This is a genomic window from Bradyrhizobium sp. WSM1417 (assembly GCF_000515415.1).
Classification (GTDB): Bacteria; Pseudomonadota; Alphaproteobacteria; order Rhizobiales; family Xanthobacteraceae; genus Bradyrhizobium.
Genome location: NZ_KI911783.1, coordinates 6289081 through 6303931, shown reverse-complemented (window position 1 = coordinate 6303931; position 14851 = coordinate 6289081). Strand labels below are relative to the sequence as shown.

Here is a 14851-nt window from a genome sequence, read left to right as displayed (position 1 = left end):
ACTCGGGTCTTGGCTTCTAACGATGGCCAAGAGCTTTGTTAACCGAAGCCCAAGCGTACCGACCAGGCGCGCGAACCGCAATAATTGCCTACTTCCGCAGGTGGCCCGAATGCGAAGTTTCGGGCGGCACCTTCGATTGTCGGCTCATCGAGGTAGACCGGAAGCAACCTGCCGATGTTCTCAAGCGGCGCTCGTGACCCGAAGCGGACATCTTAGCGGCGCTGCACGGCATATCCTGCCGCAGGTGGCAACGCCGCAAATCACTGCTTCCCGAATGCTGATAGCGTCTGATCGGTTATCTCCTTAGCAAACCGATGTTTTGCTTTGCGGAAGCCCTCGATGTCCTCGCCAAATTCAGCCGCGAGCGATTTCTTTAGGCTTCCGTACGCGGCAGCGATTTCCGGGTGTAAGCGCAAGTAGTCGCGGAACAGCAGGAAGTCGTTCCAGCGTGGATTGCATTGCTCCATCACGTGAAGATGGTGCGTCCAAGGTCCGGGCATCCCCTTCCGAAAAAATAATTCACCGGGTAACCAAGCTTCGTACTCGGGGATGTAGCTGTATCCGAGTTGCGCGAATGGCCTCACGAACGTGGACTTCGCGCGGAACAAGTTCGGGACACCGATCAAAATGTCGATAATCGGTTTGGCCGAGAGGCCGGGCACAGACGTACTGCCCATATGTTCGATCTTGAGCGCCGGACCGACCACCAATCGCAAGCGACTGCACTCCTGGTCGAACAGAACTGGCCAGTGGGGATCGTAATCACAGACCTCGATGGCGCCCCCTCCGTACCTCTCCATGCTCCCCTCGATGAAGCCACTTTCGGCGGCCTTCTTAAATCGGACTACCCCTCTCTGTATGTGATCCGGGTCACTGCAATGCGCGGTGTCTGCTGATATGCAGGTCAGCTTCTGGCCCATATCTGACCTGCCGCGCGATCCCGGTCGAGGACCGCTTGTGACCCTCAACGGACATTCGGTCCACGGGCAGGCGCACTGCATCGATGCGGCGCTGACGAAGCAGGATATTTCGATTATCTTTCAATGCGGACCATCAAGGCGGGCAGGGCAAGTCCCACGAAAGGAGATCGATGAGCACAGTAAGAAACGCTCTGGCCCAGAAGAGTGGCGCCCTGATCCATGTTCGTTCCGCTGACATGGTTGTCGAAGCCTTGCGCCAGATGCGCGACAACCGGGTCCGGTCGGTGCTGGTCGTCGACGACGACGCGCTGGTCGGTATCGTGACCCAGGGTGACTGCGCCATCAAAGTGCTGCTGCCCGGGCTCGATGCGAAGCAGACGCTGGTAGGCCAAGTGATGACGAGCAACCCCGTGACGGTCAAACCGGACGATCGGTTGGAGGGCTGCATGGCAATGATGGCTCAGCGCGGTTTTCGCCATCTGCCAGTTCTGGACGCGGGCAAGCTCTTGGGCGTGATCTCGATCGGAGACGTCGTCAAGAACATCATCCGGGATTTGGAGCACAATGTGGACGACCTGATGGCTACATCATGAAGGACAGCCCCGGGGGCTGACAGACTAACCGCGGTGCCGTCGCCCAAGCGTAGGTCTGCTCGTCGGCCCTTAGCCGACCTCTAAGCTGGCGCCGAGAATGTCTGCTCTCGACGGCTAGCCGACTAAAGCCCTCACAGACTTAAGAAAATGATCAGCGGTGCAAGTCTGTGGGGGCGGCCATTGCGAGTCCCTGATTTGAACCTGTGACGGGACCACGGTCGAGGGCAGGGAGGAAGGCGCGATCTTCTGTTGCGTCCCTTGGTGGGTGACACACGGTCTCTGATTGGATCTGGTTGGCCCTCGGTTGCTGTATTTCGCTCAAACTGGCCCATGATGGACTGGAGCGAGAGTTCAGTGTTTTCAATTTGTTAGTTGGCGTCGTGTGCACGGCGTGTGCACCGGGAGATCAAGAAAAATCCATGGTCAGCAAGTTTTGGGCAGCCGCTCCTTGGAGTGACGTGACGTCTGTTGAAGTTTTCGGCGGCCTGAACAGTTTAGGCAGCAAGAGCGGGGTAGGCGGAATCGCGCTATCGCGGTCAGAACGTTGTCTCCGGGCAGGATAAAAATTGCGCCGGGGCGTTCGAGTCAATCCCTGCGGGAGGTCCGGGCAGAGCGTGTTGCGGTCATGATCGCCAATCAGCCGCTCGGCCTGCCAAGTCTAGAAACCCACATCGAAACCAACCGCCGAAAAGCCAGGTGCGGCGAAGGGCACATGCAGGCCGTCAGGACCGGTGTGACGACGATGCTAACCAAAATGTGGGCTACGAGCGCTCTTGTCGCGACCTTCGCCCCCGCAAGCGAGGTCAGTACCCAGCGGGCCGTATACCCCATGCTGGCTAGAAAGGGAACGGCAGCATGGGTCACGACATGAGAAGAAGTTTCCGAAGGTGACGGCGGCGTATCCCGCCGCAATTACGCGGGGCCGATCGACAAGCTAAGTCGTTGATCTGTTGAGCGGTGAAGGGGGCAAGCCTGATTGTTCGCTCACGTCCTCTGCCCAAGGGCTGTGACGGTCAAACCCGCACATCCGGCCTCGGCCTTCGTTCTGCGTGGGCCGGTGCTGACCGAACTCGGTGGCAGCTGTCCGTGAAATCCACCATCAACGTGCTGTCGATTTCGACTCAGGTAGGGCGCGCGGAACATCGCCGACGTCGTCAAGGTCAGGCGCCTGGCCGTATCCCATGCGTTTCATCTGCTCATGTACCTGCGCCATTTCAGCGTCGCTGAGGCGCGGCGGCTCGCCGATAGCCAACGCATGGACATACATCTTCGCCAGCGTCTCCACCTCCACGGCGAGCCAAAGCGCCTTTTCAAAGGTCTGGGCCGTCACGATCAAGCCATGATGGCCAAGGAGGCAAGCGTTGCGATCTTCGAGGGCCTTGAGGGCGTAGTCAGATAGTGCCTGCGTGCCGAAACAAGCATATGGCGTACAGCGGACATCGTTGCCACCCGCAACTGCGACCATATAATGGAAGCAGGGAATGTCACGCTCGTGAACGGCGAGAATCGTGCTGAAGGTGGAATGCGTATGCAGCACAACGTTGACGTCTTCGCGTGCTCGCAGAATATCGCGATGAAAGCGCCATTCGGATGAAGGCCGATGGTTGCCCTGGTAATTCGCGGCAAAATCCATCGCGACAATATCCTCTGGTTGCATCCGATCATAGGGCAGGCTGGTAGGCGTGATCAGCATGCCGTTTGGAATTCGGTGCGAAAGATTGCCGGATGTGCCCTGATTGAGACCGTTTCGATTCATCTCCCTGCAGTTATCGACAATGCCTTGGCGGAGATCGCCATGATTATGGTCTGTCATGAAGCGGGCTCCGAGAAAGCGATCCAGGACTGGTAGGCGGCGGAAAGGTCGCGCGGTTCGGACCCATCATTGTTGAGCGATGTGACGGCTTCAAGGATTACGCTCGAAACCGGCTGCTTACGCGAGAATCGCCGCCACAGCAGCGCAGCGCCAAGCGCCGTTCCGTGCGGTGATTGACTCACCCTGACGCTCTGCGAGGATCGCAAGGTCGCAAGGCAACGGGCGAAGGGCAGGTTTGCGGCAAAGCCACCATCGATGACTATGCGTTTTGAGCACTCGAGCGCATCAAGACAGCGGTTTGCGCTGAATGCTGCGTAGAGCACCGCCAATGCCTGCCATTCGGCAGGCGTTTCGGGGGGCGGCCCGATGACCCGTCCGCGGCGAGCAGCGCCCGGAAACAATCCATCATCGCCGACGAATGAGGGGAGCGCCAGGGTCCCCCTCGACAGCAGGGTGGGCAATGCGGCAAGGACGGCTGCATCAGAAGCACGATGTTCCCCGCGGATCAGGTCGTATTCGCGGCCGGTCGCGATCAATGTCGAAGGTGCATTCTCGCCATCGACATCGATATTGAGAACCATCGCGCGTGCGCAATCGAGTTTGTCCAGGGCGAGGCCGCGCTGAAAGCCGATCATCCAGGTGCCGGTCGATAGGATCGAGGCATCGCCCATGCCGGCAGCCTTGTAGCGAAACAGGTTGGCGTTGGAATCATGCACGCCACAGAGGATCTCGGTCGATTGCGCCAGGCCAGTGCGCCTGGCTACGGATTCCGAAACCGTCCCTAGCACCGCGCCGGCAGCCACGCGTTCGGGCAGCAGATGGCTCCAACCGCGCTTGCGCATAAGAGAGGAAGGCTGATGGTGGACGAGATCCCAGATATGGCTCTGAGCTGCGAGCTGCGAGATTTCACTGGCCGCACGTCCGCCAAGCCGCAAGGCGAAGAACTGCGCAGTGGTCAGATAGGTTCTTGCGCGCGCGAATTCGACGGGATATGCGCTTTCCTGCCACAGCAGCTGTTTTCCGAGCCGCATCGCACCGCCAATTTCGCAAAACACCTCATCGTAACCCGGCGCGATCCGGGCATAGGCTTCATCGATTTCGGGCGGACAGACGGCATCATAGTCCATCATCGGCAGCACTGGCGCATCGCTATCGACGAGAACCGCGCCGCATCCATGCGCAGCCACTATCACGGCGCCGATGGCATGGCGTTGAGACATGTTGGCAAGGGTATCGAGAAGCCATTCCTCTAGCCCGGCAAGATCATAGGCGAGGTACAGGCCCTGAGTCATCGGCACGTTCGGAATCGCATGTGTTTCGAGGGGCCACCCGTCGTCACTCGCCACCAACAGCTTGAGACTGGTCTTGCCAATGTCGAGAACCGCGATAGTGGTCGAGACGATCGAACTCATCATCGCTGGCTACCGCGGCGCTTTGCCGGCGAAATGAGGAACCGCCGCAACGGCAATCAAGATTCCACCCCAGATCGCCAACGTGAGGAATTGGCTAAGATTCAGAAGGTTGAATGCCGAGGAGATAACCTGAAGGATGATCAGTGCAAGCAATAGCCCGCCAACCTTGCCGAAGCCACCAAAGGGATCGATGCCGCCGAGGACGGCCGCAAGAATGGTGACGAGCAGGTAGCTCTCGCCGTATGCCGCGTTGGCCGAATTGAAACGTGCCAACATGACCACCGCTGCCACGCCGGCGAGCAAGCTGGAAAATACATAGAGTTTGAGGAGGACGGCGCGGGTATTGATGCCGGAGTAGCGGGTCGCCTTCTCGTTCGAGCCGATCATGTAAACCTTTGCACCGAACGGCGTCGCGTTCAACATGAGCGCGACGGGCAAGGCGCAGAACGCAAGTACGATCAGAGCAAAGGGTACTCCGAAAACCGTTCCGTTGCCGATAAACACAATCGGATCCGGGAATCCGGAGATGACGTTACCGCGCGAGAAGCCGATCGCGAGACCCTTGCAGAGCGTCATCGTGCCGAGTGTGGCCAGGATTGGCGAAACGCCGAGATAGGCGATGACAAAACCATTGAGGAGGCCGACCAATGCGGCCACTGCAAATCCTGCGGCGATCGCAAACACCTGAATGCCGACCCAGGCAAGGCCCTGGCTCCCCGGGATGTAGCGCGTCAGCAGGAACGCGATGGTCAGTCCAGACAGATTGGCGGTCGCGATGATGGAAAGGTTGAGTCCACCAGATAGCAACGCCAGCATCATCGCGAGCGAGAGGATGCCAAGTTCGGGCATCTGGAAAGCCATGGATTGCAGCGTGCTGACCGAGAAGAACCGGTCGCCGATCGTGATCGCGAACACGACCCAGAGCGCGAACAACAGCAGGATGAGGGTGGCGACCGTGCCGCTGCCGGCGAGGCCGACCATACGCCGGCGAAGTGAGAGGGCGGGTACATTGCTCATCGGGATGCGCTCTGGCTTCGCCGCTCGCGCTGCGACCAGGCGGTCGCAGAGACCGAAATGAGAATAACCAAGCCGACGAAGAACGGCGACCAGTAGGACGAAATGCCCAGCAAAATGATTCCATTTTGAAGTATCGCGAGCAGTGTCAAGCCCAGAAACGTCCCGAAGACCGTGCCGACGCCGCCCATCAGGCTGGCGCCGCCGAGCACGACGGCAGCGACCACATCGAGTTCCTTGCCCACCAGTACCGTCGGGGCAACGGACTGCGCGAGTTGTGCCTGAGTCAGGGAGGCGATACCGGCCATGACACCCATGTAGCAATAAACCAATATATTGAGGCCGAAAATGTGGAAGCCGAGCCGCTGTGCGGCGTCGGTATTGCCTCCCATGGCATAGATTTGCCGGCCGATATTGGTTCGGTTAAGCAGGAGCCAGGTGACGAGAAATGTCAGCGCGAGCGCGAGGATCTGCAGGTTGACACCGTACGAGCTATCCTTGCCCCATTCGAACTCGAACCAGAATATTCCGGTCGCGAACCAGTCGGGCAATGAATAGATGTATTTGCCGCCGGTGAAGAAGATCAGAAGCCCATAGAAGATGTTCAGTGTCGCGACCGAAACGATGATCGATGGTATTCGAAGTTTCTGGATGAAAATCGCGTTGAGGGCACCGAGCGCACCGCCAATTCCTATCGCGATAGCGAAGACGCCGATCCAGTTCGCCCCGTAAGCATTGGCAAGCGAAAGTGTGACATATTGCGCCACCGACGCGGTCGCGGTGAATGAGATGTCGATTCCGCCGGCGATCAGCACGACCAGCAGTCCGAGCGCCAGGATACCGACGAAGGCGTAGGAGGTCAGCAGATCAAACAGATTCTGCATGGTCAGGAATTGGGCATTCGCGAAGCCCAAGCTGGCGCAAAGCCCGAGGATGACCATTAGCAGCCAGAACTCATGGCTGCGATGAAACCTCCCGAATGATGCAATGCGCGATTCAGGCATTGACGGCCTGCCGAAGCGCATCTTCGGAAGTGGCTGCGGCAGCCACATCGGTTGTCAAACGTCCTTCCCGCATCACCAGCACGCGATGACTATGATAAAGGACCTCGGGTATTTCGTCTGATATCATGAGTACCGCAACGCCCTCGCGAGCCAGCCGCCGGATGATTTCGTAAATGCCGTCCTTGGCGCTGATGTCGACGCCCACCGTGGGGCTATCGAGGATAAGCACCCGCGGATTGGTCGCCATCCATTTGGCGAGCACGACCCGCTGCTGGTTGCCCCCGGAGAGCGTCTTCACCGGGTTGGCGGGATTGGAGACCTTGATTCCGAGTTCAGCAACCCACCGAGCGACATGGGTCTGTCGCGCGCGTGCGGCAATCAGGCCGAGCGCGCCAGCCAGACGATCCAGCACCGTAAGTGTGACGTTCGCCGTGACGGACTGATTCAGGATAAGACCAAGCGTAAGCCTATCTTCGGATACGTAGGCGATCCCTCGATCGATCGCCTCTGCATTTGTACGGAGCGCGATGGGCCGCCCGTCAAGTGCGATAGTGCCGCGATCGGGCGGCTTCATGCCGAACAGGGATAGCGCCAATTCGGTTCGCCCTGAGCCGAGCAGACCGGTGAGACCCACTACTTCGCCCGCGCGCAACTGCAAGCTTACATCCTCATACTCGCCCTCGCGGCCCAGGCTCTTAACTTCCAGCACAACCGGGCCAGCGGCAAGCTCAGGCGCCTGTATCTGATACTCGAAGGACTTGCCCGTCATCAGGTGGCTGAGTTTCCCCCCGTCGATTGTGTCTGCAGCAAAAGTACCGACTTTGGCGCCATCGCGCAGTACCGTTACGCGTTCGGCGATTTCAAGCACCTCATCGAGACGGTGACTGACGAAAACGACGCAGATGCCGGCACGCTTCAGCTCGCTTACGAGCGCGATCAGGGCGTTTACCTCGTGGCGGGTCAACGATGCCGTCGGCTCATCCATAATCAGGAGTTTGGCATCCGCAGCCAAGGCGCGGCAGATCGCGACCAGCTGGCGTCCGGCAATGCTGAGCTCTGAGACTTTCGCGTCCGGGTCGAACTCAACGCCGATCTTTGCCATTGTGGCCTTCGCGGTGGCGCGCATTGAGGTCCAGTTCACGGAATGGAGGCCGCCAAGATGGTGCGCCATCGCGATATTCTCGGCGACGGTGAGGTTGGGGAATAGCGAAAGATCCTGGTAGATGACCTGAATGCCGCAATGCGTTGAGTAGACCGGGTTTAGTTTGGGATATTCCTTGCCGGATATTGCGATACGGCCGCCAGGCTCCGCTGCCTCGACGCCCGAAATGATCTTGATCAGGGTGGACTTGCCGGAGCCGTTTTCTCCGACCAGGCAATGCACCTCGCCAACTTCCAGAGTGAGATCGACGTCGCGGAGCGCGTGCACGCCGCCGAAGCGCTTCGATATGCCGGACATCTCCAGGAAAGTCGCCAAAGGTTCGCCTGCAATGGACCGTTCGATCGTGCGATCTCTCGAGTGGTACCGCATTCCCGACCCGAAGGGCCGGGAATGCAGCGCGGTGAGGCGACTAAACCGGTGCCGGTCTAGAGCCCTCCGGCGATCAGACCGTCGATGGTTTCCTTGTTGATGCGCATGATCTTGTCCACCTTGATCTGCTTTCCTGCAACGTCGACGGCCGCCTTGCCAAGGCCGGGTACATCGACGCCATCCGTGATCGGCTTGCCATCGAGCACGAGTTTGGCCACCGCGACCATCGCGTAACCCGCATCCGTAGGATTCCACAGGAAACCTTCGCGGATCGTATCATCCGCGATAAGCGACTTCGCCTGGCTTGGCAGCACGGTCCCGACAACGGCGATCTTCTTGCCAAGACGTTGCTGACGTACAGCATTTCCGGCCCCGATTGGTCCATTCGAACCGAAGCCGAGAATACCACGCAGGTTGGGATAGGCCTTGATCACGTCGAGCGTCGTGCGCTGGCTGGTGTCGATCTCGTCGGCGCCAGGGAAGCGGTCGGCGACGAGCTTCATTTTTGGAAAATTCTTCTGCTGGTAGGCAATCGCGGCATCGGCCCATTTGTTGTGAAGTGGCGTCGTAAGAGTCCCGACGTAGACCACATAATCACCTTCGCCGCCCATGTCCTTGGCGAGACGTTCCATCTGCACCTCGCCGAAGCGAACGGAGTCGATCAATTCCACATTCCAGTCACGGCCTTCCTGTTCCGGACCCTCATGCGTGATGACCTTGATTCCGGCGGCCTGGGCGCGCTTCAGCACGGGCTCGCAGACTTTTACATCGAGCGGCACCAAGCCGATCACGTTGACCTTCTTGGCAATCAGATCCTCAAGGAGCTTTACTTGCTGTGCCGGATCGACGTTCGCCGGGCCAACCATAGTGGCATTAATGCTGAAATCCTTCGCACCCTTCTGGATTCCCTTTTCAAGTGCGTTGAACCAGGGAATTCCCGCGATCTTCACGACCGTGACCATTTCCTTTTGGGCTTGCGCAAAGGCGAAGCCCGGAAAACCGGCACCGGCCAACGCGGCCGTACCACCGATCAGCTTGAGCGTCTGGCGTCTGTCCATTGTTCCCTCCCAGGAAACGATCTTGGATTCCGCACCCGTGACCTGACAGTCGCTGGATGGGGGCAGTCGAGCCTGTTCTTGCTTGGGGGCAGAAAGTGTTGCCTGTCCAACCGCAGGACCTTGAAGGACATTAGAGACCGGCGCTTCAGAACGTGTCAAGCAAGTGACAGGTTCGCCAGCCACCGTCGCGGTGCGATACCTGATCTCGCCTTCGAACTGCTGAGTGAGGAGCTGCGAGCGATCGGCGTTCCTACAGCTATAATATCAGCGGAGGAGCTTCAGGCCACCCCGCCGGACGAAAGCAAGTAGTCCCAGCCTCTGGCTTCAAAACCCAGCTTCAGCAAGCTGGCTTCGTTCGGCTTCGCGTAGCGATTCACACTTTTCCCTGAGTGTCATTTTTTTCGTCACGCGCGCGGATGCCACCATGATAGGCCGGCCATGGCCAGCTTCGCTGTTGCACAATCGCTTGCCGCCGACGAACATCCGACTGTCATTGTTACGTTTTCTGCTTCCCGCAATTGTCGTGGGTTGGCCGTGCGTTCAGATCGTGTCTCCCGCCGGAGCGTCCGCCCTTGGCTTGTCAGCATCGCAAGTTGCGTGCGATCCTAGCGAGATACGCGCACGGGAAGGTCAATTCCCGGCATGGCTACGCGCCGCGTTAGGGTGGAACACAAACGCTCAGGGAGACACGACATGGTGTGGATGCTTCGTCTGGCGGGGCTGGCTTGCGCCGGCTTGCTGTTGTCATCGGTGAGTGCTCTGGCAGGTCCCAAGGTCGTCTCCGGCCCCGGCGCCGACCCCGCCTGCTTCAAGCCATGGTCGTCCGAGACCAAATTCTTTCAGTGGCCCAAGAAGGCGGGCCCCTAGAGGATCGCGCTGGTCAACGGTTTTGTCGGCAACACCTGGCGCATCCAGATGGTCAAGACTGCCAAAGCTTTCGCCGATCAGCCGGGCATCAAGGAGAACATCAAGGAGTTCAAGGTCGTTTCCACCGGGACCGATGTGGCGGCGCAACTTGGCGCGATGGAGGACTTCATCAACCAAGGCTTCGACGCAATTGTTACCATTGCGGTCGCTCCCGATGGTTTTGATCGCATCATCCGTCTTGCCGACAAGAACAACGTCGTGGTGGTGCCGTTCGACAACGTCCTCGACACCGACAAGGTGATGATGGTCAACGAGGACCAGAAGGAAATGGGCCGTATGTCGGCCAAATGGCTGATCGACGAAAGCGGCAAGAAATCCGGCGACATCCTCGAAGTCCGCGGCCTGCCGGGAAATTCCGTCGACCGCGACCGTCATCTCGGTTTCCGCGAGGTAATGGAATCGCCCGGCAACAGCTTCAAAATCACCGAGGTGGTTGGTAATTGGGACACCGGCACCTCGCAGAAGGTGACTGCGGATGCGCTAGCTGTGCATGGCCATTTCGATGGAGTATTCACCCAGGGCGGATCCGACGGCACCGTGCAGGCGCTGATGGCTGCCAAGCATCCCTTTGTGCCGATGTCGGGCGAGGGCGAGAACGAGTACCGCAAGCAGATCGCCGATCACGCCAAGGACGGACTGAAGGGCATGTCCTACGGCCAGTCGCCGGCGCTGGTGGCGATCGCGACCAAGGCGGCAATCTCGGCGCTGCAGGGCAACATTATGCCGCAGCTGATCTCGATCCCGATTCCAGTGGCGACGTACAAGGATCTCAAGCCGGGCACCAATTACTGGCCTGAGCTCAATGCCAACTTCTTTGCGCCAAATCAGTTCGCGCCGTGCGGCGTGAACTTCACTGCGCCGGAGATCATGTCGCAGAGCGAGAAGAACACCCAGTGACGGCTCCAGCGATGTCCCTGTCACGGCCCGGCATTCGCCGGGCCGCCGTCGCGTGAAGGCCCGGGCATGCCGGTTGCCGACCCAACGCAATCCGCCTTCCTGGAGCTTACTGGCATCTCCAAGCGCTATGCCGGCGTTCGGGCGCTGGAAGGGGTCGATTTCGCCTGCGAGCGCGGCAAGATCCACGCCGTGCTGGGCGAGAACGGCGCCGGCAAGTCGACGCTGATCAAGATCATTGCTGGTGTGGTGCAGCCCGACAGCGGCCGCATGCGCCTCGCGGGGTGCGAGGTCAGCTTCGCCACGCCGTCGGCGGCGAATGCGGCCGGTGTCGTCTGCATCTTCCAGGAGCTATCGCTGATGCCCGACCTCTCGGTCGCGGACAACATCTCCATTGCATCCCCGCCGCGGCGGTTCGGCCTGATCGATGCGAAGGCTCAGCGCCGCCGCGCCGAAGAGCTTTTGTCCGAGATCGGCTGTGAGGACGTCAACCCCCTGAGGCACGTGCGCGATCTGCCCCTATCCAGGCGCCAGGTGGTCGAGATCGCGAAGGCGCTCGGCAAGCGGCCACAGTTGCTGATCCTCGACGAGGCGACATCGGCGCTGACGAGCGCCGATGTGGAAAAGGTTTATGCGATGCTGGCACGGCTCAAGGCCGAGGGCGTCGCAATCCTGTACATCTCGCACCGCATGCACGAGGTCGAGGCGCTCGCCGACCGCGCCTCGGTGTTTCGCAACGGCCGCCATATCGAGACCTTCGACAAGGGGAGGCGTTCGACCGCCGATATCATCCAGCTCATGATCGGGCGTGACATCGCCACCCAGTATCCGCCCAAGCCGGCGCGAAATGCCGCGAAGCCGGTGCTGGCGCTCGAGAACCTGTGCTGGGAGAGGCAGCTCGATGGCATTTCACTGAGCATCGGCGCCGGCGAGATCGTCGGGCTCGGCGGTCTCGACGGGCAGGGCCAGAAATCCCTGTTGCTTGCTCTGTTCGGTGTTTTGCGCGGCGTCACTGGTCGCCTCACGGTGGCAGATCGCGAAGTACGTCCCGGCTCCCCGGCGGCGGCAAAATCGGTCGGCATCGCGCTCGTGCCTGAGGACCGCAAGACCGAAGGACTGATGCTGCCGATGTCGATCGCGGACAATCTTGCGATCGCATCGCTCGACGCGCTTTCCACTGGCCCATTCATCGATACCCGCAAGGAACGCACCGCGATCCAGCGAGCCATCGCGAGGCTGCAGATCAAGTTGGACGCAGCGGGTGACGCGGTCTCGACGCTGTCTGGCGGAAACCAGCAGAAGGTCGTGCTCGCCAAATGGCTGATGACCGATCCGCGCATCATCCTGCTCAACGATCCCACGCGCGGAATCGACGTAGGCACCAAGCAGGAGCTCTACCGGCTGATGCGCGAACTCGCCGACCAGGGCGCGGCAATCCTGTTCTACTCGACCGATTATGACGAGCTGATCGGCTGCTGCGACCGCGTCGTCATCATGTATGACGGCCGCATCGTGCGCGAGCTCGAGGGCGACGACCTCACCGAGACCAACATTGTCGCAAGCTCCCTGAATGTCGACACCGACACCGCGGCGGGGGCGGCGCATGCTTGACGATCTCGCGATCAGGATCCGCCAGAACATCGGTCTGGTCACCGCCATCCTGTTGTTCTGTGCGCTCTATATTTTCTACAACGCCGCGCATCCCCGCGGTTTCTCCTCCGCCGTGCTGGTGCAGAATGGCGACGAAATCTTTGCGCTCGCCATGCTGGCGATGGCGCAGACAGTGCCGGTCTTAATGTCGGGCCTTGATCTCTCCGTCGGAGCAGTCATGACCATGGTCGGCTGCTTTGCGAGCTACCTCCTGACCGGTGCGGCAGGTGGTGCGCCGCTGCATCTCGACATGTTCGGCGTGCATCTCGGCCTCGGCACCTTTCCGGGCGGCGTCAGCGGCATTCTGCTGGGGATCGCCGTGTGCCTTGCGATCGGCGCGGCTGCCGGCTTTATCAATGGTTGCGTCGTCGTCTATGGGCGCATCCAGCCGATCATCGCGTCGCTTGCGACCGGCGCGGTCTACATCGGCATCGCGCTTTTCCTGCGTCCGACGCCGGGCGGCAAGATCGATGTTGACCTGAACTGGGCGCTGACCAACTCGCTCGGCGATTTCGCCTCGACCGTGCACATCTTCGACGATGGCGCGGCTGCCTGGTTTGCGCCGTTCGCCTGGATCCCGGTGGCCTTCGTGCTTCTCGTTCTCATTCCGCTGCTGGTATGGGTGCCGTTCCGCCGCTCCGTTCTCGGCCGCGCCGTCTATGCGATCGGCTCGGCCGAGGGCGCGGCTTATATGTCCGGCCTTCCGATCGAGCGCGCCAAGATCGCCGCCTTCACGCTCGCGGGCTTCTTCGCCGGCTGCGGCGGTCTCTTCCTTGCGATCCAGACTTCGTCTGGAAATGCCGACATTCCGCAGGCCGGCGCCTATACGCTCAACTCGATCGCCTCCGTGGTGATCGGCGGCACTTCGCTGCTGGGCGGAACCGGCAGTGCGATCGGGTCGATCTTCGGCGCCATGGTCTTGCGCGTGATTTCCTTCTTCTTCCGTATTTTCGACATTGCCCCTCTTCTCCAGCCGCTGTTCGAGGGCGTGATCCTCCTTGCTGCCGTCAGCATCGGCGCGTTGGGTATGCTGCGCGTCAAGAACACGTTGGAGCTGTTTCGATGACGGCTGCCTCATTCAGCCTCTCGCGCGACGATCGCCCGATCCTGATTGCGGCGCTGTTCATCGTCGTCATTCTCGTCGCGGGTACGGTTTACACGTTCGCCCGTTTCGGCAGCGCTCCCCTGTTGTCTCCGGCCTATCTGCTGCAGCAATTGCAGATCGGTGCGTTCCTCGGGATCGTCTCGGCCGGCATGATGATCGTGATCCTGATCGCGCAGATCGATCTGTCGGTGCCCTGGACGCTCGCCGCCGCGGCCATGATGGCGACCTCGGTCGGCGGTCCTCTCGCAATTCCGGTCGGGCTCGGGGTCGGCGTTCTGATCGGGCTCGTCAACGGCGTCGGGGTCGCATATCTGCGGGTCCCCTCGATGATCTTTACGCTGGGCGTGAATGCCGTGATGCGCGGCCTGATGGTCGCGCATACTGGCGGCTACGCACCGCAGACCGGGGCGACCGACCTGATGCGGATGCTGGCGGGCGATCGTACGCTCGGCATTCCCAACGCGCTGTTCGTCTGGGCCGCGGTGTCCCTGCTGGTGGTCGTCACCCTGCAGCGCATGTCGCTCGGCCGCTACATTTACGCCATCGGCAACAAGGAGGCGGCGGCCTATCTCGCCGGCGTCAACACGCGCCGCGTCACGGTGGTCTGCTTCGTGCTCTGCGGCCTTGCTGCCGCGCTCGCGGGCGTGCTGCTCGCCGGCTATTCCACCAAGGCCTATCAAGGCATGGGAGACGCCTATCTGCTGCCCTCGATCGCCGCCGTCGTGATTGGAGGCACCAACATCCTCGGCGGCCGCGGCCGCTATCTCGGCACGCTGATCGGCGTCGTCCTGATCGTGCTCTTGAACAGTGTATTGTCGATCATGGAGATGCCGGAGGCGGGCCGCCAGGTGATCTATGGTCTCGTTATCATCTTCATGCTGCTCGTCTATGGGCGGGGCGAACGCGTCACGAGCTAGATGGCCCGCCTAA

General features: G+C 60.5%; 11 protein-coding genes and 1 pseudogene. 5 read left to right on the top strand and 7 right to left on the bottom strand.

What is annotated here, in order from left to right:
• Nucleotides 1-260: 260 nt before the first annotated feature.
• The gene (locus BRA1417_RS0130985) at nucleotides 261-920 is read right to left on the bottom strand and encodes a GrpB family protein (protein WP_245286289.1); all 660 of its coding nucleotides are present in this window, start codon (nucleotides 918-920) and stop codon (nucleotides 261-263) included.
• 170 nt (nucleotides 921-1090) lie between these two features.
• Here BRA1417_RS0130985 and BRA1417_RS0130980 point away from each other — a divergent pair, with 170 nt between their 5' ends.
• Nucleotides 1091-1513: a CBS domain-containing protein gene (locus BRA1417_RS0130980; protein WP_027519113.1), complete on the top strand. Its 423-nt coding sequence runs from the start codon at nucleotides 1091-1093 to the stop codon at nucleotides 1511-1513.
• Nucleotides 1514-2612: 1099 nt separating this feature from the next.
• On the opposite strand, the gene BRA1417_RS0130970 is transcribed toward BRA1417_RS0130980, so the two are convergent.
• The 6 genes from BRA1417_RS0130970 to BRA1417_RS0130945 all read right to left on the bottom strand — a co-directional run bounded on the left by BRA1417_RS0130970 (nucleotide 2613) and on the right by BRA1417_RS0130945 (nucleotide 9345).
• Nucleotides 2613-3326, bottom strand: coding sequence for a class II aldolase/adducin family protein (locus BRA1417_RS0130970; RefSeq protein ID WP_027519111.1), 714 nt, complete (start codon nucleotides 3324-3326; stop codon nucleotides 2613-2615).
• Nucleotides 3323-4741 carry an FGGY-family carbohydrate kinase gene (locus BRA1417_RS0130965; RefSeq protein ID WP_027519110.1) on the bottom strand — a complete coding sequence of 473 codons (1419 nt, stop codon included), beginning with the start codon at nucleotides 4739-4741 and terminating at the stop codon, nucleotides 3323-3325. Before BRA1417_RS0130965 ends, BRA1417_RS0130970 begins: the two co-directional genes overlap by 4 nt.
• A gap of 6 nt (nucleotides 4742-4747) precedes the next feature.
• Nucleotides 4748-5755 (bottom strand): ABC transporter permease, encoded by a 1008-nt coding sequence (locus tag BRA1417_RS0130960; RefSeq protein WP_027519109.1) that lies wholly within the window; start codon nucleotides 5753-5755, stop codon nucleotides 4748-4750.
• A complete protein-coding gene (locus BRA1417_RS0130955; protein ID WP_027519108.1) occupies nucleotides 5752-6756 on the bottom strand; it encodes an ABC transporter permease in 1005 nt (334 codons plus the stop codon). The genes BRA1417_RS0130960 and BRA1417_RS0130955 overlap by 4 nt, the downstream gene beginning before the upstream one ends.
• Nucleotides 6749-8233 (bottom strand): sugar ABC transporter ATP-binding protein, encoded by a 1485-nt coding sequence (locus BRA1417_RS0130950; RefSeq protein ID WP_027519107.1) that lies wholly within the window; start codon nucleotides 8231-8233, stop codon nucleotides 6749-6751. Before BRA1417_RS0130950 ends, BRA1417_RS0130955 begins: the two co-directional genes overlap by 8 nt.
• 110 nt (nucleotides 8234-8343) lie before the next feature.
• Nucleotides 8344-9345 (bottom strand): autoinducer 2 ABC transporter substrate-binding protein, encoded by a 1002-nt coding sequence (locus BRA1417_RS0130945; protein WP_007608730.1) that lies wholly within the window; start codon nucleotides 9343-9345, stop codon nucleotides 8344-8346.
• A 693-nt stretch (nucleotides 9346-10038) separates the two neighbouring features.
• Between BRA1417_RS0130945 and BRA1417_RS41095 the strand changes: the two are divergent.
• From BRA1417_RS41095 to BRA1417_RS0130925, 4 genes and pseudogenes are all read left to right on the top strand, one after another.
• Nucleotides 10039-11169 (top strand): annotated as a pseudogene (locus BRA1417_RS41095) (sugar ABC transporter substrate-binding protein).
• Between the two features lie 66 nt (nucleotides 11170-11235).
• A complete protein-coding gene (locus BRA1417_RS0130935) occupies nucleotides 11236-12777 on the top strand; it encodes a sugar ABC transporter ATP-binding protein (protein WP_027519106.1) in 1542 nt (513 codons plus the stop codon).
• Nucleotides 12770-13882: an ABC transporter permease gene (locus BRA1417_RS0130930; RefSeq protein WP_027519105.1), complete on the top strand. Its 1113-nt coding sequence runs from the start codon at nucleotides 12770-12772 to the stop codon at nucleotides 13880-13882. The genes BRA1417_RS0130935 and BRA1417_RS0130930 overlap by 8 nt, the downstream gene beginning before the upstream one ends.
• Nucleotides 13879-14838, top strand: coding sequence for an ABC transporter permease (locus BRA1417_RS0130925; protein ID WP_027519104.1), 960 nt, complete (start codon nucleotides 13879-13881; stop codon nucleotides 14836-14838). Before BRA1417_RS0130930 ends, BRA1417_RS0130925 begins: the two co-directional genes overlap by 4 nt.
• Nucleotides 14839-14851: the final 13 nt, after the last annotated feature.